19 protein-coding genes are annotated in these 24,230 nt (G+C 47.9%); 12 read left to right on the top strand and 7 right to left on the bottom strand.

All coding sequences use genetic code 11. From position 1 onward, the window contains the following. Window positions 1–237: 237 nt before the first annotated feature. The 5 genes from ACN084_RS05250 to cydC all read left to right on the top strand — a co-directional run bounded on the left by ACN084_RS05250 (window position 238) and on the right by cydC (window position 10,444). Window positions 238–2,343: a DNA gyrase/topoisomerase IV subunit B gene (locus tag ACN084_RS05250; protein WP_419101853.1), complete on the top strand. Its 2,106-nt coding sequence runs from the start codon at window positions 238–240 to the stop codon at window positions 2,341–2,343. A gap of 81 nt (window positions 2,344–2,424) precedes the next feature. Continuing rightward, complete coding sequence (locus ACN084_RS05245) at window positions 2,425–3,444, top strand: malate dehydrogenase (protein WP_419106125.1); 1,020 nt, start codon at window positions 2,425–2,427, stop codon at window positions 3,442–3,444. A gap of 460 nt (window positions 3,445–3,904) precedes the next feature. Further along, the gene (locus ACN084_RS05240; protein WP_419101851.1) at window positions 3,905–5,476 is read left to right on the top strand and encodes a cytochrome ubiquinol oxidase subunit I; all 1,572 of its coding nucleotides are present in this window, start codon (window positions 3,905–3,907) and stop codon (window positions 5,474–5,476) included. Between the two features lie 18 nt (window positions 5,477–5,494). After that, entirely contained in the window at window positions 5,495–6,565 is a 1,071-nt protein-coding gene (cydB, locus tag ACN084_RS05235; protein ID WP_419106124.1) for a cytochrome d ubiquinol oxidase subunit II, read from the top strand. A 213-nt stretch (window positions 6,566–6,778) separates the two neighbouring features. Continuing rightward, window positions 6,779–10,444 carry a thiol reductant ABC exporter subunit CydC gene (gene cydC / locus ACN084_RS05230; RefSeq protein ID WP_419106123.1) on the top strand — a complete coding sequence of 1,222 codons (3,666 nt, stop codon included), beginning with the start codon at window positions 6,779–6,781 and terminating at the stop codon, window positions 10,442–10,444. Between the two features lie 77 nt (window positions 10,445–10,521). Here cydC and ACN084_RS05225 read toward each other — a convergent pair whose 3' ends face one another. Next, window positions 10,522–13,125 carry a DNA gyrase/topoisomerase IV subunit A gene (locus ACN084_RS05225; RefSeq protein ID WP_419106122.1) on the bottom strand — a complete coding sequence of 868 codons (2,604 nt, stop codon included), beginning with the start codon at window positions 13,123–13,125 and terminating at the stop codon, window positions 10,522–10,524. A gap of 206 nt (window positions 13,126–13,331) precedes the next feature. On the opposite strand from ACN084_RS05225, the gene ACN084_RS05220 reads away from it, so the two are divergent. Together ACN084_RS05220 and ACN084_RS05215 are read left to right on the top strand one after the other, a co-directional pair. Then, complete coding sequence (locus ACN084_RS05220) at window positions 13,332–13,910, top strand: DUF5998 family protein (RefSeq protein WP_419106121.1); 579 nt, start codon at window positions 13,332–13,334, stop codon at window positions 13,908–13,910. A gap of 5 nt (window positions 13,911–13,915) precedes the next feature. Further along, window positions 13,916–15,142, top strand: coding sequence for an alkaline phosphatase family protein (locus ACN084_RS05215; protein ID WP_419101846.1), 1,227 nt, complete (start codon window positions 13,916–13,918; stop codon window positions 15,140–15,142). Between the two features lie 40 nt (window positions 15,143–15,182). Here ACN084_RS05215 and ACN084_RS05210 read toward each other — a convergent pair whose 3' ends face one another. From ACN084_RS05210 to sepH, 3 genes are all read right to left on the bottom strand, one after another. Next, window positions 15,183–16,358: a hypothetical protein gene (locus ACN084_RS05210; RefSeq protein ID WP_419106120.1), complete on the bottom strand. Its 1,176-nt coding sequence runs from the start codon at window positions 16,356–16,358 to the stop codon at window positions 15,183–15,185. A 171-nt stretch (window positions 16,359–16,529) separates the two neighbouring features. Continuing rightward, window positions 16,530–17,303 (bottom strand): hypothetical protein, encoded by a 774-nt coding sequence (locus ACN084_RS05205; RefSeq protein WP_419106119.1) that lies wholly within the window; start codon window positions 17,301–17,303, stop codon window positions 16,530–16,532. Between the two features lie 33 nt (window positions 17,304–17,336). Beyond that, entirely contained in the window at window positions 17,337–18,554 is a 1,218-nt protein-coding gene (gene sepH / locus ACN084_RS05200; RefSeq protein WP_419106118.1) for a septation protein SepH, read from the bottom strand. Between the two features lie 420 nt (window positions 18,555–18,974). Between sepH and ACN084_RS05195 the strand changes: the two genes are divergently transcribed. Beyond that, window positions 18,975–19,274, top strand: a complete 300-nt coding sequence (locus ACN084_RS05195; RefSeq protein WP_419101941.1) for a DUF4193 domain-containing protein — start codon at window positions 18,975–18,977, stop codon at window positions 19,272–19,274. 75 nt (window positions 19,275–19,349) lie between these two features. Here ACN084_RS05195 and ACN084_RS05190 read toward each other — a convergent pair whose 3' ends face one another. Continuing rightward, a complete protein-coding gene (locus ACN084_RS05190) occupies window positions 19,350–19,835 on the bottom strand; it encodes a DUF3093 domain-containing protein (protein ID WP_419106117.1) in 486 nt (161 codons plus the stop codon). A gap of 202 nt (window positions 19,836–20,037) precedes the next feature. On the opposite strand from ACN084_RS05190, the gene dut reads away from it, so the two are divergent. The 4 genes from dut to ACN084_RS05170 are packed head-to-tail and all read left to right on the top strand — an operon-like array spanning window position 20,038 to window position 22,643. Next, window positions 20,038–20,484 carry a dUTP diphosphatase gene (gene dut / locus ACN084_RS05185; RefSeq protein ID WP_419101841.1) on the top strand — a complete coding sequence of 149 codons (447 nt, stop codon included), beginning with the start codon at window positions 20,038–20,040 and terminating at the stop codon, window positions 20,482–20,484. A gap of 48 nt (window positions 20,485–20,532) precedes the next feature. After that, entirely contained in the window at window positions 20,533–21,348 is an 816-nt protein-coding gene (locus ACN084_RS05180; RefSeq protein ID WP_419106116.1) for a DUF3710 domain-containing protein, read from the top strand. 6 nt (window positions 21,349–21,354) lie between these two features. Further along, the gene (locus tag ACN084_RS05175; protein WP_419101839.1) at window positions 21,355–21,927 is read left to right on the top strand and encodes an asparaginase; all 573 of its coding nucleotides are present in this window, start codon (window positions 21,355–21,357) and stop codon (window positions 21,925–21,927) included. After that, window positions 21,924–22,643, top strand: a complete 720-nt coding sequence (locus ACN084_RS05170; protein ID WP_419106115.1) for a DUF3159 domain-containing protein — start codon at window positions 21,924–21,926, stop codon at window positions 22,641–22,643. The genes ACN084_RS05175 and ACN084_RS05170 overlap by 4 nt, the downstream gene beginning before the upstream one ends. Window positions 22,644–22,731: 88 nt before the next feature. Here ACN084_RS05170 and ACN084_RS05165 read toward each other — a convergent pair whose 3' ends face one another. Then, window positions 22,732–23,385, bottom strand: coding sequence for a potassium channel family protein (locus tag ACN084_RS05165; RefSeq protein ID WP_419101837.1), 654 nt, complete (start codon window positions 23,383–23,385; stop codon window positions 22,732–22,734). Between the two features lie 5 nt (window positions 23,386–23,390). Continuing rightward, window positions 23,391–24,080 (bottom strand): potassium channel family protein, encoded by a 690-nt coding sequence (locus ACN084_RS05160; protein ID WP_419101836.1) that lies wholly within the window; start codon window positions 24,078–24,080, stop codon window positions 23,391–23,393. Between the last annotated feature and the right edge of the window lie 150 nt (window positions 24,081–24,230).

Below are 24,230 nucleotides of genomic sequence, written 5' to 3'. Positions count from 1 at the left end.
GCAATCTGCTAGAGCTACGAAACATCAAGTACTTCATAGCTGAGCACCTTCAAACCTCTTACCTCATTGAGATAAAAGCCGGTGGCTATCCTATTCGTGGATAGCCACCGGCTTTTATCCATATACGAAAAGAGCACACAAATCCGAAACGCCTAAAAAATTTCAAGGTGCATAGAAAGAATAAAGAACCTAAAATGGGTAGGTCAGTAACCACTCTGCTCAACTAGGGAGAACACCGTGGCAACCTCTTCATATACCGCTCGAAACCTTTCCGTCCTCGAAGGGCTCGAAGCCGTACGTAAACGCCCCGGTATGTATATCGGTTCAACCGATTCTCGTGGTTTAATGCATTGCCTCTGGGAAATTATTGATAACTCTGTAGACGAAGCTCTTGCCGGATACGGGCAATCCATCGACATTGTTCTGTACCGTGATGGCTCAGTAGAAGTTCGTGACGACGGGCGAGGTGTCCCGACCGATATCGAACCTCGCACCGGACTGAGCGGTGTGGAAGTGGTGTACACCAAACTCCATGCTGGCGGAAAATTCGGTGGAGGTTCCTATGCTGCCTCTGGCGGTCTGCACGGTGTTGGCGCTTCCGTTGTTAATGCTTTATCAAGCCGGTTAGATGTGCAAGTAGACCGTGGTGGGAAAACCTACCAAATGAGTTTCCGTCACGGCATCCCTGGAGTGTTTAAAGACGGGCGGACACCAACACCACAAGCGTCTTTTACCCCTTCACAAAAAGAAAACGATTCCTTAGTTGTTATTGGCAAAGCTAAACGAGGTGTGACCGGAACCCGCGTACGCTACTGGGCTGATCCACAGATTTTTACACCAGATGCAAAGTTCAGTTATCAGGAACTTGCTCAGCGTGCTCGCCAAACCTCATTTCTCATTCCGGGTCTACGCATCGCCATTCGTGATGAACGTCGGCTAGCTGGCACTCCAGGCGAACACGACACCTACGAAGAAGTGTTCCACCATGATGGTGGTATTTCTGAATTTGTTGAGTATCTTGGGCATGATTCATCTGTGACAGATATTTGGCGTTTTCAAGGGCGTGACACCTTTACTGAAACTGTTCCTGTTCTGGATGAAGAAGGGCATTCTCAGCTTCAAGAAGTGGAACGTGAATGTGAAGTTGATATTGCCCTGCGGTGGGGGATTGGATATGACACGACTGTTCGTTCTTTCGTTAACATTATTTCTACCCCTAAAGGCGGCACTCACCTAACAGGCTTTGAACAAGGGCTTTTGAAGACCTTTAGAAAACATCTGAGTGATAATGCCAGAAAATATAAAGTTGGTGCTCAGGATAAATTTGAAAAAGACGATATTCTTGCTGGACTGACAGCGGTACTCACTGTTCGTTTAGCGGAACCGCAATTTGAAGGACAAACAAAAGAGATTCTTGGTACCTCTGCGGTGCGTCAGATTGTCTCGAAAATTGTGAGTACTCAACTAGCCCAGAAACTTAAAGCGACAGCTCGTGCTGATAAACAGCAGGCTCATTCCTTGAGCGAAAAAGTTGTGGCTGAGATGAAATCACGTATCTCAGCGCGAGTTCATAAAGAGACTCAGCGGCGAAAAAATGCTTTAGAAACAAGTTCTATGCCCGCGAAACTTGTGGATTGTCGTTCTCACGATGTCGCTCGTTCTGAACTTTTTATTGTTGAGGGAGACTCTGCTCTAGGAACAGCGCGTCTGGCTCGTTCGTCAAGTTATCAGGCTCTTTTGCCGATTCGCGGAAAGATTCTGAACGTTCAGAAAGCTTCACTGACGGATATGTTAGCTAATGCTGAATGTGCCGCAATTATTCAGGTTCTTGGTGCAGGCTCTGGTCGAACCTTTGATGTCGAAAGTATCCGTTATGGCAAGGTTGTGATGATGACGGATGCTGACGTTGACGGCGCACATATTCGTACTTTGCTTTTGACCTTGTTCTATCGTTATATGCGCCCTATGGTTGAAGCCGGTCGGGTCTATGCTGCGGTGCCTCCGTTGCATCGAGTTGAAGTCATCCATCGTGGACGGGCTAACGAGATGATTTATACGTATTCTGAACGTGAGTTAGAAGAACTGTTGCGCCGTTTAGAAGATGAGGGAAAGAACTATAAAGAGCCGATTCAACGATATAAAGGGTTGGGTGAGATGGATGCTGACCAGCTCGCGGAGACGACGATGGATCCTCGCCATAGAATGTTGCGTCGTATTCGTATTGAGGATGCGCAAGCTGCTGAACAGGCTTTCTCTTTGTTGATGGGTTCAGAGGTTGCTCCACGTAAGGATTTCATTATTAACAGTGCCCATAAATTATCTGATGATCAGATTGATGTTTAGGAGATTCTGGTTAGAAGGACTTGGCGAGGTATTTAACCTCAACCGCTATGATAGTGAGCTATAACACTATAGTATGGTGTTATGCTTTCTTCATATTCTGACAATGTCGTCACAGTAACACTTACTGGAGCTGCTGGGAACATTGGGTACGCCGCACTTTTTCGTATTGCTTCAGGGGAGTGGCTCGGCCCTAACACAAAAATTCGGCTCAATCTCTTAGACCTACCTCAAGCGATGTCATCGCTTGAGGGGGTGGCTATGGAACTGGAAGATTGTGCTTTTTCGCATCTTTCTTCTATCAACATCTATGATGATCCTTATCAAGGATTTGATGGAACAGATATCGCTTTATTGGTAGGGGCACGCCCTCGTACTCAAGGTATGCAGCGGGCTGATCTTCTAGAAGCTAATGCCGGTATTTTTTCGGTGCAGGGTCAAGCGCTTAATGAACAGGCTTCTTCTCAACTTCGGGTAGTAGTTGTGGGGAATCCTGCGAATACTAATGCTTTGATTTGCTCTTCTTTTGCTCCAGATATTCCGCTCAGCCGTTTTAGTGCATTGACTCGCTTAGACCATCAGCGTGCGCAGTCAATGATTGCGAAGACGTTAGCGGTTGAAGTGCAAAAGATTGCTGGTGTAAGTATTTGGGGTAATCATTCTGCGACGCAATATCCAGATATTTTTCATGCGATGGTTGACGGCATAGCTGTAGTTGACGCACTAAAACAGCAAGGTAAAGGAATGCAATGGATTGAGGAGGAGTTTATTTCTCGCATTGCTGATCGTGGTGCGGAGGTTATTCAAAAGCGAGGGTCTTCTTCAGCCGCTTCCGCTGCTTCTGCAATGCTTGAACACATGCGTCTTTGGCTGGGTTCAGAGCCTGTTCAAACGTCTATGGCTGTTGCTAGTGACGGCTCTTATGGTGTTGCTCCTGGGGTATTTTGTTCTTTTCCTGTGTTGTGTTCTCGTGGGCAGTGGCAGATTATTCCGGGATTGTTAGAAGATGAGTTCTCGAGAGAGTATGTGCGTCGTTCTGTCGATGAATTATTTTTAGAGCGCGAAAGTGTTGCTCGTTTAGGGCTTCTTGGTCCGCGTGGATAAGTGCTTGCGTCCTTTTGCTTTGCGACACGCTGGTGTTTGAGTAGAGATAAAGTGTAATAATTTTTATGAAAAAAATCACCACTATTCTTTATGGTGTTTCATGACAGATTGTATAAAGGTGTCAATATATGGCTGGAAAATCTTTACGAGATAGTTTCAAATCTACTTTTTCTCATTGGCTAAAAATTCTTTGAAGCACCCAAATAACACTATTTGACTAGGGAAAATGTTGATACTTAGGGGAGCGCTGTCAATTATTGAAAAAAGCCTAAAACGTAAAAAGTGCTTACTGTGAAAATAACCTTTAGAGCAACGTCAAGTCCCCAACCTAAAAGAGTAAATGACAGGGTGTAAACGACTATAAGACAAACCTTGCAACACATCGTAATCTAAATGTGATAAAGCGTGAGTCTCAACAACTCACGGCTCACACATTAAGGTTTATAAAAGGATACAAGCAGTGGATCCACTACTTATAGCACGGTGGCAATTTGGCATCACCACCGTATACCACTTCTTCATGGTGCCTCTGACACTAGGTCTCGGCCCTCTTGTCGCGTACTTCCACTGGAAATACGTCAAAACTGGAAGTGAACGATTTAAACGTCTCACCAAATTCTGGGGAAAACTCTTCCTCATTAACTTTGCTATGGGCGTCGCAACAGGCCTCGTCCAAGAATTCCAATTCGGCATGGCATGGAGCAACTACTCACGATTCGTCGGCGACGTCTTCGGTGCTCCCCTAGCAATGGAAGGCCTCTTCGCTTTCTTCTTCGAATCCACCTTCATCGGACTGTGGATCTTCGGCTGGGGTAAACTCTCACCTAAAATTCACGCATGGACTATCACCATCGCCGTTATCGGTACCTGGATCTCTGCATACTTCATCCTTGTAGCAAACTCTTGGATGCAACACCCCGTCGGCGTAGAAATGGTTGATGGACGCCCCGTCATGACCGACATTCTCGCCGTGCTCTTTAACATCACCGCGGTACTCACCGTCCCACACGTTATTACCGGTGCACTACTCGTCGGTGGAGCCTTCCTCGTCGGTATCTCTTGGTGGCATCTTTGGAAACGCCGTAAAGACGGAATTGACACCGTCGTTGACGGAAAAGTCGTCATCGGTGAACGCGCTGAAGGCATTCGCGACAAAGAAGATTTTCACGCTTGGCGCTACGCCCTACGCTTCGGCGCAATCGTAGCCCTCGTCGGATTCCTCGGAACCGCCTTCACCGGCCACGCACAAGCCCAGCTGATGATTCAACAACAGCCACTTAAAATGGCAGCTGCAGAAGCCGCCTGCGAAGACACCACCGCGTTCTCCCTCTTCTCCTACAGCACCAACCCCGGTAGCCAGAACTGTGCAGATATCCATACTGTCCTAAAAATTCCTGGTCTGCTCTCCTTCCTTGCTCACGAAAACTTCACAGAAGAAGTACCCGGCGTCGAAACCCTCCTCAAGGAATACCGCGAACAGCTAGGAACTCACTACCCTAACCAGCCAGAAGTTTACGGCGAGTACGCAGGACAAGAAATTCAATACACACCGCTGGTTGAAATTACCTACTACGGCTTCCGTGGCATGTTCACTCTCGGTGGTATGAGCGCATTGATGGCTATCTACGCGCTATGGATAACCCGCAAAAACGGTACCGGCACAGTTCCCGCATCCAACGGCATCAAGAACCTACAGCTTGTAGCACTATGGTTCCCATTCCTTGGCAACGCCGCTGGATGGATTTTCACCGAAATGGGACGTCAACCATTCGTTGTTGCACCAAACTTCCAAGGCGACACCGCCGTGATGATGTTCACCGCCGCCGGTGTCTCACCAGAAGTATCAGCAGGAACCATCCTCTTCTCGCTGATTACGCTAGGACTACTCTACGGAGTCCTCGCAATCGTTGAGATATACCTGCTCACCAAATACGTCCGCTCCGGTATCGTGGCATCCATGCCTGAACTACTCGAAGACGACGAAGACACCAACCACGATGAAAAACGCGACGTCCTCGCGTTTGCATACTAAGAAGAGAGGACGAACACTATGAACATCTTCGCTGACCAGCCTCTGCTTCCTACTATATGGTTCATCATCATCGGCGTATTCTGGATTGGATACCTCATCCTCGAAGGATTTGACTTCGGTGTCGGCATGATGATGTCAAAAGTCTTTTCAAAAAACGAAAAAGAAAAACGACTTCTTCTCAACACCATCGGTCCTGTTTGGGACGGAAACGAAGTCTGGCTTGTAACCGGAGGTGCCGCAACCTTTGCAGCCTTCCCCTTCTGGTATGCCTCACTCTTCTCCGCGCTATACATCCCACTCACACTAGCGCTCGTATTCCTTATCCTACGAGTGGTAGCTATCGACTACCGCGGAAAACAGAATACAGAAAAGTGGATTAACTTCTGGAACGCATCCATCTCCGTATCCTCCTTCTTCCTCGCCTTCCTCGTCGGTGCACTCCTTGGAATCACCTCAACCGGACTGCCCATCAACGAAAACGGCGACGTCGTTGGAGCATTCACTTGGATATTCAACCCCTTCACCTATATCGGTGGACTCGGAATTGTCCTCTTCTCGTATCTACAAGGGCTTGCCTTTATCGCCCTCAAAACAGACGGAGAAGTGCGTTACCGTGCGAGTAAAACACTAGTACGGCTCATGCCATTAGGTGTTCTGCCCTGCGTTATCTGGGTGCTTTACCTACAATTCACCGGTATTAGCGCCGGAATACTCTCTTGGGTCATGGTTGTTTTTGCTGTCATTAGCTGCGCATTTGCATACCTCAAAGCACGTGCAGGACGTGAAGGTTGGACCTTTGTCGGAACTTCACTGTTCATCACGGCTGGTGCTCTAGCTATCTTCCTAGCGCTATACCCCAATGTCTTCCCCTCAACATTGGACCCAGCCTACAGCCTGAACGTCGCTAACGCCTCAAGCTCTCCCTATACCTTGACGATCATGACGTGGCTAGCATGTCTGATGTTGCCTTTCATCATCTTGTATCAGGCATGGGGATACTACATGTTCCGTAAACGTCTGACCGTAGAACATATCCCCGATGCACATGACGCTACTGACCTAGCAACCATGTCTAAAGGAAGCCACTAAAACACTGCTGGCTCAGAAATAGCGCCTAAAACGCTACTTCAAGATTAAGCGGGTGCGCCTATGAATCATAGGCGCACCCGCTTTCATTTATCACTCATCACTGACATCACAATAAAACCTTCTGCCCATTCACCAGAAAAATATATTTTTCAAAGGTAGACTTCAAAAAGAACATCTATCGAAATCTTCATACCTGAAAGTTCATCGTTATCTATGGATAAGCGTCCTCCACTGGGGCCTAACGCCACAACCAACCTCGGCATCTTTGCGCTCATCACCATCATAAAAACGAGTGCTACAGTCCTTTTTGCCGCTGTCCTCGGCACAGCCATCGCCTATATGGCTAGGCTCACCTATGCTGCAATACACCGGAATCAAATCTTTACCAGCGACTACGACCGTCAGCAAGCAATCTTTGGTGGTAATGCTGAGGCACACCTAGACGGCATCTGGCTCGCAACTTTCGGGCAAAAACCAACCGTTATGATGCTGTTACTCGTTGCTTTCATCGCACTAGTATTACGTGCAGCAAGCGACTGGGCGCTGAGCTATTTCGCTCAACGTGCAGCCACCGGAACAAAATCAACTATCCGTGCACAACTGATTGAAAGAGTCCTTGCCACCGGAGGAGTAGACACCCCAGACGGTACTGGCGGAACAGCAGTGCTCATCTCTCGAGGCCTCGACGCTATCGACGACTACTACACAAAAACTCTCACCGCACTTGTTAGCACCGCGGTAACACCGATTATGATTCTTTGCGTCTTAGGGTTCTACGATTTAACCTCCGCAATAGTCATCATCGCAACATTGCCCCTAATACCAGTATTCATGGTGCTCATCGGCAAAACCACGAAAAAAGATACTGAAAAAGCTCAACAAGAACTACTGCGTCTGTCTGACCATATCGTTGAACTCGTCAAAGGCCTACCCGTTCTCGTTGGGCTTGGACGTGCTCGTGCCCAGTCAAAAGCTCTAGCAGAACTAGGGGAGCGGTACCGTAAAACAACAGTATTCACACTACGCTCAGCGTTTCTTTCATCTTTTTGGCTTGAACTACTCACCACCATTTCTATCGCGGTCATTGCGGTACTGATTGGTGTCCGACTAGTCCATGGAAATATGGGTCTGGATGTGGCACTACTAGCATTACTTTTAGCTCCCGAATGCTATCAGCCATTACGCGACGTAGGTAGCGCCTACCATCAATCTGAGGATGGCGTAGCTGCTCTACGACGTGCCCAGAGTATCATCGACCGTCCTCTCCCCGAAGAGAAAACGTTCTTTGACGGAGAAGAACTAAGCATCCAAAACGTCTGCGTCACATATCCCGGACGAAGCCAAGTTCTACACGACGTGAGCTTTACCGTTCCGCATGGAAGTACCGTCAGCATTACCGGACCTTCTGGCTGCGGAAAATCTACCTTATTGGGGGTTATCAACGGTGCCGTAGCTGACGGGCTAATCCCTACTGGCTCTCGCAAACCCCTACAGGTCAGCGGTGAAGTACGTGGCACCGGATCTATCGTATGGGTGAGCCAATCACCGGCCTTTATCGCAACCTCAGTGATTAACGAAGTTGCACTTTACGGATTCCCCGCCGTCGTTGATAGCGAAGAAGACTTTGCCGCCGTACTCAAACTTTTGAGCGAAACCGGCCCTCTCTCTCTATCCGCACGCGGACGTGAACGATACCGTCAATACCTACGGGTTGTGGGGTTAGAAGATTTCGCCGACCTCGCTCCAGAATCTTTGAGCGCCGGCCAAATGCGCCGTCTAGCCATTGCGCGAGCACTGGCTCGTGTGGACGCATTAGAACGAATCGGCGAAAAGGTTACCGTTCTCGTTGATGAACCAACAGCCCACCTTGATGCAATCGCATCAGACCGCGTCAATATCTCGTTAGCTGCTTTAGCTACCACGGGCGCTACACTACTTATCGTCACTCACGACGAAGACCTTGCACGACGCACCGATTTCCGTCTTGACGCCACAACTGATGAACGAGGAACCGCAACATCGTGGACTATGAGCCGTAGCACCTCTATGGGATGGGACGTCGAAAGCTTTAAAGAATCCTTACGGCAACATTCAGCTGAGAATCCTCAGACAGCACCCGAGAAGAAAACTCAGCGACCCCATTCTTTAAGGTACCGACAGCCACGTGGCTCGGTTCTTCAAACGCTCAAAGATATACGTTCCTTGACAGGTATCACCTTCAAGCAGAGCTTGATGCCTATTATCTTATCTGCTTTAGCTCTATCATTCTCTATTATGCTGACGGCACTTTCTGGCTGGCTCATCGTACGAGCCGCAGAACAGCCTGCCATTATGTACCTCATGGTCGCCATCGTCGGAGTACGCTTCTTTGGACTTGGGCGAGCTTGCACTCGTTATGTAGAACGTTTACGCACACATGACCTTGTGCTCAAAGCAGCGAACTTTTTAAGAGTGAGAGCTTGGGACTCTGCCGGACGAACCGTACTATCTTTACGTTCGCTTCTTCGTGGAGACCGAATTCTTAACCGTCTTGTTGGCGATATTGACGAACTACGAGACGCCTTACCACGAGTCATTCTTCCTGTTGGCTCTCACGTGACGGTGATGATTTTGGCTGTTGTCGTTACGTTGAGTGTTGCTCCTATAGCTACTCCCATCGTTCTGTGTGCAGCAGTTATTTCTACGCTGGTCATACCAGCATTGGTTCGATACACTGATCATCGCGCTGACGCTATTGCCCGATTCTCAACCTCAGAATTATTACGTTTAGGGGTCTCAACTCTTGACGCTGCGGCAGACCTTCGCGCTAACGGCCTGAACTATCTAGCTGCTGCAGCATTCAAAGAAAAAGACCAACGTAACGTCGAATCAATCCTTGCAGGGTCAAAAGCTAGCGGTTTTGGGCATGCCTTGACCATCGTGACATGGTGGGGTGCTGCGATAGGAACCATCGTCATCACCTGGGCACAAGTTCGTTCTGGAGAACTAACTGGGCCGCTAGTTGCAATTATCCTTTTGATGTGTACTGCCATGGGAGAAAGCACTGCCGGACATATCGAAGCAGTCCGAGGATGGCCCGCATTAGCCGAACTCGTACGACGGATGCGCCCCCTCGTCGAAACAAACTCAGCGGAGCATACTACCACAGATGTTGCCCAAACTCGTCAACGTTTAGGCACCCCGATTACCTTGTCCATGGAAAATGTGGCAACCCGTTGGCCTGGCATGAAAGAGCCTGTCTTCACGGGACTTAATGCCTCCATCCGTTCTGGGCAATGGCTTGGTATTACTGGTGTCTCTGGTGCAGGGAAAACAACTGCTTTAGCAACATTGCTAGGATTCTTACCCGTAGAAAATGGTGCTATTAGCGTCAACGGAGAACAACTAAGCAGTGAGGATCTACGGGGGTATGCGGCCTGGTGCCCACAATCCGCGTACATTTTCGAATCTTCTATCGCGAATAACCTAGCATTAGCAGCTTCGGCGAAGAACCGCCCTAGTGAAGCTGAAATGTACTCTGTTTTAGATAGAGTGGGGCTAGGAGATTTTGTGCGTTCTCTACCTGAGGGGCTGAACACGCCCGTTGGCGCGGGAGGTTCATATGTTTCTGGCGGACAACGTCAACGTATCGCGATTGCTCGCACTTTATTGACACAGTCTCCACTTCTTTTGATGGATGAACCGACCGCACATCTAGATGCCCCAGCAGCACGTGCTCTAATCGCAGAAGTGTCTCGTGGAACTAAAATAGATGCGGCCACGATGAAACATGTCGCTCAGCCTGGTTCCGGTCTTCAAATACCGCCAGCAGTCGTCTTAGTCTCTCATCGACGAGATGATATTGAAGCCTGCGACCGTATTGTTGAACTATCACCCTAACCCGTAGATACAAGAATGCCGTGGCCACTCATCTTCATGGGCAGCCACGGCATTCTTGTATCACAACACGTTATTTTCTACGAGAAGAGTGTTCCTTCAAGAGATAATTCAGCTTCACCTGAAGTTTTCTGGGAGGTTTGTTCTGCTCCAGAAAAACTACTGTTCGCTTCTGTTCCAGAGTTCGGCAACAACCATTGAGTGTATTGATATGAGGAACCTACCGTAGCAATAGACTGGGTGAGAGGGATACCTGAATCGTCACGAGCAGAAAACTCCGTCGGAACAGCTCGTGCTACACCTGCAGGGCTAACAGCTTTTAATGGTCCGCGACCAACGAAAGCTAACCTCAAAGAGGACTCACCCGATAAGAGACGGTGACAGCGAACGCCACCGGTGGCGCGTCCCTTCTGAGGGAACTGCTCAAGTTCTGTGACTTTTGCGCTATCTTCAGTACCGCCTTGAGCAACTGTTATAACAACAGCATCACTATGAGAAGGCGTAACACCAAAAGCAATGACACGGTCTTTTTCAGCTAGTTTGATACCGGCAATACCGCTACCACCTTTGCCTTGAGGACGTACCTTATCTGCTGTGAAACATAATAACTTCGCCTGCTCTGTCACAAACGTCAGAACATCATCCTCATGTGCGCATACTGCCACCGAGACAACCTGATCTTTAGGTTTAAGCGCAATAATATCCCAGCTATCAGCATTGAGCGGGTAATCAGGATTAACTCGTTTAACAACACCTTGAGCGGTGCCTAAAGCAATAATTTGATGAAGCGGAGCCAACCCAACAATCTTTTCAGAACGCCCTAACGAAACAATCTCGTCTAAAGGAACGCCACTAGAAAGTATTGGTGTCCCTTGAGAATTCTCAAGAACAGCAAGATCCATAACGTTTACCCGAACCATACGCCCTAATGAGGTAACTGCTGCTATCTCAGAACGGGCACTAGTAGCAATCACTGAAACTAACGCATCATGTTTGAGACGTTTTGTTGAATCTGTGAGTGCCACAAGACCATCAGGATACGGCGTACTTCTACCAATACGCCCCGTTGTAGAAAGAAGAACCCAACACGGGTCATTCGCAATTTCTAAGGCTAGGCTACCGCGTGCAATCTTCTGGTTAGAAGAGCTCTTTGCCTGAGCAATTTCTTCAGCTAAACGATCTTTTGAGGTCAGAATCGTGCGTCGATCTGTCCCATAAGTATCTGCTACTTCTTGCAACTCATCAGAGACAACAGTATGTAACCGTTTCTCATGCGTTAAGATATCCTCTAATTCTGCAATAGCATGAAGCAACTCATCACGTTCTTTTTCTAAATCAAGACGAGAATACTTTGTGAGCTGACGGAGACGAACCTCCAAAATATAATGTGCCTGAACTTCACTTAAATCAAAGACCGTCATGAGACGGGCTTTAGCCTGAGAACTCTCATCCGAAGAACGAATAATTTGAATGACCTCATCAATATCAATAATCGCGATGAGAAGACCCTCAACTAAATGAAGACGTTTTTTCTTCTGTTCTAGACGGAACACTGTACGCCTGCGAACGACCTCAATACGATGGTTAACGTAGACACGCAAAAGATCTAGAAGACCGAGGGTCTGTGGCTGCCCATGTACTAAGGCAACATTATTAATGCCAAAGGAATCCTCTAAAGGAGTGTATTTGTATAGTGAGGCAAGAACAGCTTGAGGATTAAAACCATTTTTAACCTCAATGACCATACGCAAACCATTCTTACGGTCTGTCAGGTCTGCTACATCAGAGATACCTAGAAGTTTCTTTTTTTGAACCCCATCTTTAATTTTCTCAATAACTTTTTCAGGCCCTACCATATACGGTAACTCCGTAATCACAATGCCTTGTTTTCTGGCAGAAACCTGCTCAATAGTGGCTTTGGCACGTGTTTTAAAAATACCGCGACCATGAGCATAAGCATCTTTGATACCGTCAAGACCAACAACGGTTCCGCCGGTTGGAAGATCAGGCCCAGGAATAAACTTCATGATTTGAGAAAGCGTAGCGTCAGGGTTCTCAATCAGGTACCGCGCCCCAGCAATCACCTCACGAAGATTATGCGGAGGCATATTCGTAGCCATGCCTACTGCAATTCCCGAAGAACCATTGACTAACAGATTAGGGAAAGCAGCGGGCAAAACAGAAGGCTGCATCAATTGGTTGTCATAATTGGGGACAAAATCGACAACATCCTCATCTAAATCTGCTGTAAGCGCTAGAGCTGAAGACGCCATACGTGCTTCTGTATATCGAGATGCTGCAGGCCCATCATCTAAAGACCCAAAGTTGCCATGACCATCAACAAGAGGCATCCTCATCGCAAAAGGCTGCGCTAAACGCACCATTGCATCATAGATAGCACCATCACCATGAGGGTGAAGTTTACCCATCACCTCACCAACAACACGAGCACTTTTCACATGCCCTTTAGCAGGAGTCAAACCCATCTGCTGCATCATATACAAAATCCGTCGCTGTACCGGTTTGAGACCGTCTCTGGCATCAGGCAAAGCTCGGGAATAAATCACCGAATATGAGTACTCCAAAAAGCTCGTTTCCATTTCGGAAGATACATCAATATCGACAATGTTTTCTACGATATCTTCAGGGTAATCATCCTGCAGAGTTGTGCCGCGGCGGGCCATATAAACCTCTTCAATAGCTGACGGGGTAGGGTCATAAACATTCTACCGTTCGGTTCTGAGAATACTGTTCTTTGAAAGAACCAACACAACAGCAAATGCGCTCATGAGGATACCAAAGCCAAGAATGTCATAACAATGACCAACGAACTAGAACCTGTACGGTTTACAATAAATAAATATCTTATACACCTTGGAGGGATACCCATATGAGCAGTCCTCGTCTTAAATCTTTGGAAGAATCCATTACCAGATTAGGATTTTACCCAAAGCTGACAACAGACGCGGTAATAGATGGGTTAATAGGGCAAGATCCCCAATCACATCTAGTTCACCTAGAAACTCACTTTGAACACGGTACCATTCACCGACACATCACAGTATTAGCCTTAACCCAACACTATTTACTAGTAGTGCACCTCGATGACCACGAACATCACCAACCAGATGAAACAGCAACACACCTAAGCGTTGAGAGCTTTTCTATAGAACATCTAAAATCTGTATCTGCGAACTATGTATATCTGAACTCTTCTGAATACCAAAGCGGAACTATTCCATCTGAAGTGTCCATTGACATTGCTTGGACAGGAGCTCAACGCCTTGACTTACAACCGGCAGATTGCCCTGACCCTCAATGCCAAACTAACCACGGGTATACAGGTTTAGCGGTATGTGAAGATATCTCTTTACGTATTAGCTCAACAGCTGACGGAGAAGAATCTGTGAGACAAGCGTGTAACTTTGTGCAAGCCTTAAGAAAAGCGCAACGAGAAGCAGGGAGATAACCTCAATGTTCACAGATTATTGCGGAGTACCCCTGCCAGCTTCCGCACCCTACGGCAGCGCCACTATCGCTGACCTCTTCGAATCAGCCGGAACACTCGTAAAACAACGCACTATCACACCCGACCCCCACCCTGTATGGGGAGAAGGCGCTCATGACGCCATTGGCTTAGCCCAACGTTTAGAACAAGCTGGAATCGATCCTCATAAATTCCGTAGCATCTGTGTCGTGATGGTCGACGGGCTAGGAGAAGACCTTCTCCAAAAATATTCCTCGTATGCGCCATACCTGAAAAAATCTATTTCTTTAGGGACATTACACTCCGCAATACCTTCGACCACAGCAGCTTCACTGACTTCTTTTGGAACAGCTTTACCACCTGGAATACACGGAGTCGCTGGGTACGAAGTACGCAACCCCGAAAACGACACCGTGGTTAACCACCTCTCAGGGTGGGACACCTCCATTGACCCATATCAATGGCAACCATACCCCACCGTATTCGAACGCTACGAAAAACATTGCAATGTCGCAACAGTCTCCTTGAGCCGATACCAAAAGTCAGGGCTAAGCCAATTCGGATTACGCGGAGGAGAATTCTTCCATGCTCAAGCACCAACTGGAAGAATAACCCTTGGCACGAGTCTTCTCTCATCACGAAAACCATCTCTTGTCTATATGTATTGGGGAGAAATAGATCAAGCTGGCCATCGCTTTGGGACAGGCTCCACACAATGGCTTTATCAGCTAGAAGAACTAAATCTTTCGCTCAGAAAATTAGCAGAAAGAGTCCCCGCTCAAACGTTACTACTTTTATCGGCAGACCACGGAATGCTCGATATCGAACGCGAACACCGGTACGACTATTCTGCCGACCAACATCTGATTGATAACGTACGACTTACCGCAGGCGAACCCCGAATGGTTCAGCTCTACCTTAAAGACAACTCCAAAACTGCCAAAGAAAAAACTCTCAACGATTGGGCTGAACGTTGGGGAGAAAAAGCCTGGATTATTGATACTGAACAAGCCTGCGCACAGGGACTATTCGGTTCTGAGGTACGAGATCATGCGCGCGCTCGCATCGGTGATATTTTGATTGCTTGCCGTGAACCTATCGCCCTATACGATAAACGTCGTGCTAAACCTCATGCATTTGAGATGGTAGGGCAACATGGTTCTCTCACAGAAACAGAGACAACAGTTCCATTACGCGTATTACCTACACAGTAAATAGAGGGGAACACTTTTTGAAGTGTTCCCCTCTATTTATTTAGCCTCCTTGCACAGGGGCATGCGTTGGTACGTTATTTGCTTCTGGCGGTCTTACCGGAGCAGTAGGAGCGGTATTCTTCGTATCATCTTGTGTTGCGGCAGGAGCAGACGGCCCAGATGGAACGGGCTGAGGCTGTGCTGGTAACGATGAAGATGCTGGTGCTGTCGTAGGGTTCTGCTCAATAGTTTCTGTAGGCTCTTGGGTGGGAGTATTTTCTTGAGCTGTTGGCTCAGGTGCAGGAGTGCTTTCGGCAGATTCTTCTGAGGGGGTAGGCTCTGCGGTTGCGCTCTGAACGCTGGGCTCAGGTTCTTGAATAACAGGTGGCTGAGGTTCAAGAACAGGCGGTGGCGCTTGTTCAATAGGAACTTCTGGTACTGGTGGGTCTACGTACTCAATAGTTCCTGGTGTTACAGGTGCAGGAGTAGGGTCAAGATATTTAACTTCAGGCTTTTTAACTGTATGAGTGGGCGCGGGGGCTGGGGAGAACGTTGCTGAAGGTGAAGCGCTTGGTGTTGGAGTTGTTGTGGCTGGTTCTTCGACAGTGTGAGTGTTCGTCGGCATAACGCTATCTGAACCGTGGTTGAAAGCGTAGACGGTGGCGATACCAGCTAGAAGAAGTGCGCCTACACCTAGAGCACCGAATACTAACCCTTTGCGTGATGTCGTTTCGGCAGTGGATTCTGCGGCTGCTTGGGTGAGGACGTCTCGTTCGTGAAGTGATCCTGTTGCGATAGCTCGTTGCCTCGCTGCTTTTTGTGCAGTTAGCCCAGCAATAGCTGCTTGACGAGCACGATACTCTGCTTCTTTTTGCTTGCGAGCTTTTTCTTCAGCATGTTGCTCGTTGCGTTCTCTAATTTTTTCGGCAAGGCTTTTCTTCTCAAAAATTGTTCCGTTTCTGAGCAATTGGTGGGAGAGAGAATCGTCTTCAGCACCTTGTTCCACCGTATGGAGTGAATCTTCGGTGACATAAATATAACCGGGTTGTGCGATAGCCGTGATAGGTTCTGTCTGGGCTGATACATCATCTGAACTTTTATCCTGAGTATTTTTTGTTTCAGGGGTGTTGCTATCAGATTCGTGCTTTTCTAATGGTGCAGTGTCTTCTGATGATGTATCTATATGTTCAGAGTCATCGGAAGCTGTTGAATCAGCGCGATGTCGAGGGTTGGTCATATATGTACCTATCTGGGTGGTTCTCTCTATGTGCTAGTGATTGAGGCAAAGTCTTAAGACTTTACCGTTCATAGTACATTCTACGGATAAAGAGTAAAAATATGAGTCTTTATACCCCAAGAATGCTCTATCTCTGATGATGGGCTGTTAGAGAACCTGAACGTGTGTGGGTTAGCCTTGCCCTGGTGTTGGATTTTGAATCGGTGCAGGGGCAACGTTGTTTGCTGGTGGAGCTGGCGCTATAGGCTGAGCGGGTGCCACCGGTTGAACCGGCTGCACAGGAGCCACAGGTTGGGCGGGCGCTATAGGCTGGGCAGGTGCTACAGGTTGAACCGGTGCTACAGGTTGAACCGGTGCTACAGGCTGGGCAGGAGCCACAGGTTGAACCGGCTGAACAGGAGCCACCGGTTGAACGGGCGCTACAGGCTGAGCAGGAGCTACAGGTTGAACCGGCTGAACAGGAGCCACAGGCTGAGCAGGAATAACAGGATCAGTCTCGACTTCTGGGGCTTCTTCTATAGGCTCCGGAACATCTGGCGCTACCGGCTCAGCTGGAACAAATTCTTCAGTTACTTGAGGAACCTGAACCTCAGGAGTCGGCGAAAAAGTCGGAGTCGGTGATAGAGATGGGGTAGGAGAATCTGAAGGGCTCGCTGTCACAGACGGTGTAGAGCTTGGGGTAGAAGTAGCATCCACACTTGGTGAAACTGACACTGTATGCGTTGTATTCTCACCAGCAGGAGAGATATTTGTCTCGCCCATTGGAAAGAACGTAAAAGCGGCTACAGACAATCCCAAAAGAGAGACCCCTAAAAACCCAAGAAAGGCCGTTCTCGTATGTTTTTTATGGGGAAGTTCGGTAACTTTAGGACCTGTCGGTAAATCAGGGATATGATCAGGTTCTTCAACATCTGACAGATGCTTAGGGGAATAAGAATGACTCATACAGTTATACCTAAAATTATTGACTGGCGACTTTTAACGACGCTGGTTACCAAAAATAATGTCGTCCCAACTTGGTACAGAAGTACGCTTTGAACGAGATGAAGAACTTTCTGACTTCGAAGCACTGTCATTCGAAGCACTGTCAGATGCTGAAGGCTCAGATGAATCAACAGAGCCTTCATCCGCAGCACTGTGCTGTTGCTCAACATCAGAAGAACCAACGTTTGTTGTTGACGCCTCTTGCAACTCAACATTTTCTCGAACAGATGTGTTCTCAACAGCAGGTGTTTCGTCATTCGTGGGCTGAGACTCTTGCACCTCTCGATGCTCAGAAGAACTAAGAGCTTCTTCTGTACGAGTGCTTTTGCGAGTACTGCTACTACGGGCGCGTTCAAGCAATTCTGCAAGTTTACGTTCGCTAGCAGATGCAAAGTCACGGGTTCCTGCACCGTCAAGAGACTGTGATTTTTCGAGGGGAGTATCTACTGTTTGAGACTGTTGAAGGCGCTTAGCAAGTTCTGATTCGTCAGAGTGCACTGAGATATCTGAAAATTCTTCCACCGTAGTATGAGGCTCTTCTTCTGCAGTGTCATGCTGAGAATGAGACATCATCCCGGGAACTGGGGCGTCTTCTGGGTCTGCACGTTCCATCAAGAAATAAGCGGCCTCATTGGACGCATAGACGCTCTGATTTGCAGGGTTATACGTCCATCGTGCGGGGAAAACGACGGTTTGCGGAATGCGCTGCTGCGCATCATCACTTAGCTCAATATCAGCGCTAATGCTCCATTGTCCAGATTCTTGCTGATAAGTGCTCCACTGAGCATCGTCAAGAGGGAGGTTGAACTTTTCACCAACACGCTCCATTAACTCATCTAAGGAAAGAGCCGGAGCATCTGAACGGCCATGAGATAGAACTGCCGGAGAAATACGTACAGCACGTGCTGCTGCGATAATATGGGCACGTTCTGCAATAATGGGCCACTCATACCGACGTACGCGCTCTGCTTCCCAACCAGATTCCTCAACGATTTGTTCAACACTTGCTCCTTGACGGAAACGAGCCTGAATATCACGGGGACCAAAAACACCGTTGCCAGGGCGACCGCGAAGAGGCTGAATGCGGCGAGCTTTAGCAATGCTGGTCCGTAGATTCTGATCGATAGGAAGAATATAACGTTCCCCCTGAACAGATTCTAAGACGAGGTGCTCACCGTCATCATGGATACCAGATAGTCGCAGCTCAAGCATGTTATCTCCTTGTTGGCAATAAAGTTCAAGAAAAGATTACCCTGAGACGCCCGTAACGCGCAGGAAACAACCACTCAAAAAACTAAAAAATACGTTTTTAATATGGGGTCACCAGCACAAAACTCTCCATAAGGTGTAAAAAAAGTCACATATTCAAAGATTTACACCCGTGAAAACCGCGAAAAATAAGGGTTCTTCCCCCAAAATAAGAGCCAATAGAAAAAATAGATAGCTTCCACAGCAAAAAATAGCTGTTTCTTACTAGACAACAGACAATATTTCGTGAAAAATGCTACGCGTTACCGGAAACTAAAGTAATACGTCTTTACTCAGCTCAGGTAACACTGTCCCACAGACTGCAGAAACTTCCCTAACGTACGATGGAAGGTATGCCTAAACACACGGAGCGTGAAAAACACTTTGGCTACAGACTACGACACACCTCGTAAACAGGACGAAGAAAACAACGAAGAATCATTTGAAGAGCTCAATAATCATCGCTCAGAAATGCAATCAGGTGCTGTTGACGAAGACGAAAATGCGGCAGCTGAAAGTTTTGAGCTACCCGGTGCTGATTTGTCTAACGAAGAACTCAACGTCGTTGTTCTTCCCGCACAAGATGACGAATTCACCTGCGGTTCTTGCTTCCTAGTGCGTCACCGTTCACAAATCGCTCATGAAGACGGCGGAATGCAATACTGCATTGATTGTGAAGGCTAAAACAGGCGCCACTTAAATACTGGGGCGGGGAAGAAACCCAATGGTTTCTTCCCCGCCCCAGTGTTTGCAGAACTCTTAAGATTCAGCTAAAGGATTGTCAGGAACGTCTTTTCCCTCATTGAGAATTTCAACAATACGTTCAGGATGCCGGCTAGAAGCTAACCAATAAGGGGTTGGATCAGCCGGATCAACAATATGGATTCGAACTTTTGGCTCAATCCAACCGCGAAAACACATAAAAGCACGACCATCTAACGCTGGACCTGCAACAACTCGCGCAGCATCACCATAAAACGCTTCAGCGTATCCCACATATTCACGTTCAATCTGTGCCCGACCAACACGTAATACTCGAGGCGTAATCTCGATTCTTGGAGAAGAGACAAAAAGAACGCCACCGACGAGAAGGATCATGAGAATACCCACCACAATGCCAATAGGAATATTGATCGGGGCAGCAACAAGATAACTTGCACAACCCACACCAATAGCTACTAGCCACGTACCAAAACCGGGGGAGAGCCGTTCATAGTAGAGAACGTCAGTGGAATCAGAAGACATACATAAACCTTTGAGTGATATCGAATAAGCATTAGCTGTGACAACTATCTTAGCGATATTTAACTGGTGATACTGGCTTCTGTTAGGCGCTTTGAGTTAAGAACCAAAGAACTCTATAACCATGAACACCGAAGAACCATCAGATAGAGAGACATCACACGAAGTACTCGAATGATGCAGAATTCTAGTACAGTGAACTACTGTGACTGAATCTATTGATATACCCCTAAAAATGCTTGATGAAGGTATCCCCGCTCCATGCTATGCCCACGACGGCGACGCTGGCGCAGACCTTCGCTCTACCATTGATACCGTCCTCGCCCCCGGCGAACGCAAAATGATACCTACTGGTGTCTCCTTAGCGCTACCTGACGGATATGTAGCGTTAGTACACCCTCGTTCTGGTCTTGCTGCCAAACACGGTATCACCATCGTTAACGCGCCAGGAACCGTGGACTCCGGATACCGTGGAGAACTTATCGTGTGTTTACTCAACACCGACCAAACTGAAGAATTTACTATTAACCGTGGTGACAGAATCGCTCAAATGGTGATTCAACGCTTTGAAAAAGCAAAATTTATTGCGGTGAAGGAACTTCCCTCATCTGAACGAGCTGAAGCAGGGTTCGGCTCAACTGGCGTTCGCTAGAATAATGAGGAAACACCATAGAATTGCTGTATAGGTAAGGTAAAAGACATGTTTGGGTTTGGAAAAAAGAAAAAACACGAAGAATCAGCTCAACAGAACCTAGAACAGGTCACAGAGCAAGAAGAACAGCTCACAACAGAAGAGCCTAAAGCGCCATCAGAAGCCGAAGAAACGGCTCAAACGCCAGAAGAATCTCCTGAGGAAGAACTCACCACCTCTTATCTCTATGATCGTTCTGCCGGACCGTGGGATGTCTCCGAACAGCAAGAAACAGAAGGCTACATGGACTTTGGTGCAATGCGCATCAAAATGGTCAACGGCCTCAATATGCGTTTAGACATCGAACAAAAAAGTCAACAACTTGTTGCCGTAACCCTCACCAAAGGTCAAGGCACCTTACAAGTACAGGCTTTTGCGGCACCTAAATCACGGGGAATTTGGGACGACATCCGACAAGAAATTGCCAACTCAGTACGTGAACAAGGCGGAAGCGTGCAAATCCTTGACGGGTCGCTAGGTCGACAACTCGTCTCCCGTATTTCTGCACAAACACCAGATGGACGTAAAGGCTTCAGAGTGGCTCGCTTTGCCGGTGTGGACGGACCTCGCTGGTTCCTTCGCGGAGTATTCGCCGGAGACGCTGCAATCAAACCAGAAGCCGTCGCCGAAATGGAAGAAGTCTTCCGCTCGATTGTGGTCGTTCGCGGACAAGACCCTCGTCCTCCTCGTGAACTTTTACCGATGACGGTTCCTGCCTCTATTCAAGAAGCCCAACAACAGGCACAACAACAGTCATCAGTTCAGGGGAAAGAAGAACCCCCTAAAATGCCTCGTCGTGGACCAGAAATCACAGAAATAGGATAAAAAATGGTGCCTACTGCGGCAGAGAATACTAGCCATGAATCAGTTCCGCGAAAACGTTTAGAACGTTATCCGGAACGTTTTCGTGCGCGTGTGGGTGGACGCGTCGTTCATGTGACGTTATCTGCACCAACAGAGCCACCACGATATACTGCCGTACTTGAAGTGCGCCGTTCTAAACCGCTAGCTCCTTCTAACTATCATCAGCTAACGGGAATCCCCATTATTGAGGTCCTTGAAGAAGATTCTGACGACGAAACTCAAGAAGTTATCGCCGATGACGACGATTCTCCTGAAGAGACTCTCACCGATATCGAAGAATATAATATTCCTCAATATCGTGTGAGCAGTTATCCGAAAACACCTGCCCCGCTATACCCAGAGTTTCCCCCTCTTGCTGAAGGCGATTACCTAGAACTCATCTGGCATGGGCAACGAAACGTTCCAGGTATTGTTGCTGGCACCTATATTCGCTGCAGCGGGATGCTTTCTCAACGGGTAACGCCTCACCGCATGTATAACCCACGATATGAAATCGTTCCATCTCATATTGCCTACGAAGAGAAACACAAAACACGATGACTCAAGAACAACCTTCTCAGCCTCAAGAAGATACCGCAGAAACTGCTCACAAAAAATCTTTGAACTTGAGTGCAGCATTTGAACAAGCGGGTACTCAACTACGACGTAAAGATAACGGACACGTCGATGTTCTTCACGCTGTAGGCGGTATTCGAGGTCTCGCTGAAGCAGCCCTTCCCGGGCTGGTCTTCTTGATTCTCTTCATGAGTACTGAAAAGCTCTTTATCGCTTTAGATTTTTCCTTGGGTGTAGCTGGAATTTTTGCGTTCCTTCGTCTGCTACAACGAGATACCTTGATGCAAGCATTATCTGGTTTTATAGGTGTTCTCATCTGTGCTATTGTCTCGTATCGTTCAGGTAGCGCTACAGAGTTTTACACACCGGGTCTTTATCTTAACCTCATTTACGGTGTTGTTGTAGGTGCGTCTATTGTGGTGCGTTGGCCTATTCTGGGACTTTTTTATAGCTATATTCGTGGTGAGCAAGGTACCTGGCGTCAACGTCCAGAACGCCTACGAGCATATAATTGGGCAACAATTATTCTGTGTGCGATGTTTTTTGTGCGCCTTGCCGTGCAAGTTCCTCTATACCAGATGGACGCTGTTGCGGCGTTAGGTATTGCTCGTTTAGTGATGGGAATACCGCTATATTCTTTGGTCTTGTGGATAAGCTGGGTGATTTCTAAGCCTCAGGAGCAACAGACATTTTCCGCATAAAATGAGCTAACGTTCTCTGCGCCAAGATTTTAGAACAAGAAAACTCGTGTACGGTATGCATAGGCAAGGCTGTACACGAGTTTTCTTTTTAGCTAAAGAGAGCTTTAATGTCTTCTTCGCCATCGGCAGTGGTGATGAAGAATAGTTCGTCTTCACCTTCGATGGGTTCATCGGGGCTAGGGGGACGAGGAACACCATCCCGTAGTATGGCGGTTAGCGTGGTGTCTTCTGGCCAATGGATTTGAGATACGGTGTGCCCAATGATGGGGTGATCTGAAGGGACCGTGTATTCTACAAGCATTGCACCACCGGCTTGAAGCTGAAGCAAACGAACAACGTCACCGACTTCTACTGCTTCTTCAACCAAAGCCGTCATCAATCGTGGGGTTGACACCGCGACGTCAACACCCCATGACTCATCGAAGAGCCATTCATTCTTGGGGTTATTTACTCGTGCGATAGTGCGGGGTACACCATATTCTGAACGTGCTAGTAAGGACACCACGAGGTTTGATTTATCGTCGCCGGTGGCCGCAACAATAACGTCTGCTATTTCTGGTTTGGCTCGGCGAAAGACAGAGAGCTCGCACGCATCTCCAATAATCCATTGCGCATTGCGTAACTCAGAACGTCCAATGACTTCGGGTTTCTTGTCAATAATACGAACGTGGTGTCCATGTGCGGTGAGTTCTTTTGCGATGGAAGAGCCGACGGAACCTGCACCAATAATGAGAACGTGCATCGTGTTTATCTCCTGTCGTTTTCGTCGGTTGATTGTGCAGGTGGGGCAGCAAGAACTCGAGATATTTCACCAATATCTTCGGTGCGCATCATCGCGTGGACGACGTCTCCGTGCTGGTAGCTCGAGTCTGCACGAGGGAGGATGCCTTCACCGAAACGGGTGATATAGGCAATGCGAACCTGCGCGGCAGCTTCAATATCTGTAAATGGTCGTCCTGCCCATTCTTCGTGGAGCTGTAGTTCTGCAAGAATAAGTCGGCCTGAGGCTTCTCTGAAATCTCCTGTCATGGTTTGTTCTGGCAAGATACGTCGCAGCACTTGGTCTGTGGACCATCGCACTGCGGCGACGGTAGGGATTCCGAGTCGTTGGAAGAACTCTGCACGGTTGGGATCATTAATACGGGCAACGACGTGGGAGACACGAAAAGTTTCTCGAGCGACTCGGGAAGCAAGAATGTTCGAGTTATCTCCAGAGGAGACTGCAGCGAACGCATAGGCCTCTTCAATGCCAGCACGTTTGAGGGTTTCTCTGTCGAAACCTACTCCAGTAATTTTTTTACCAGAGAAGTCTTTACGTAATCGGCGGAAGGCTTGTTCGTCTTGGTCAATAACGGCAACAGTATGACCTGAATCTTCGAGGGTATGCGCAAGCATGACACCGACTCGGCCTGCTCCCATAATCACAAAATGCGGCATATTTGTCTCCTCTAAAAGCCCTCGCCATTTGCGTGCAACCTATAGCCTATTCTAGTTTTTGTGATGACGCTAAGCCTCTGAGGATGATTTTAGTGTTTTTTGGGCGGGGTAGCTGTTTTTTAATCTCTGAAATGGCTACTCTTAGAGGCT

Source organism: Rothia sp. P7208, from assembly GCF_048512915.1.
Classification (GTDB): domain Bacteria; phylum Actinomycetota; class Actinomycetes; order Actinomycetales; family Micrococcaceae; genus Rothia.
This window is presented reverse-complemented; position numbering and strand designations above follow the sequence as displayed.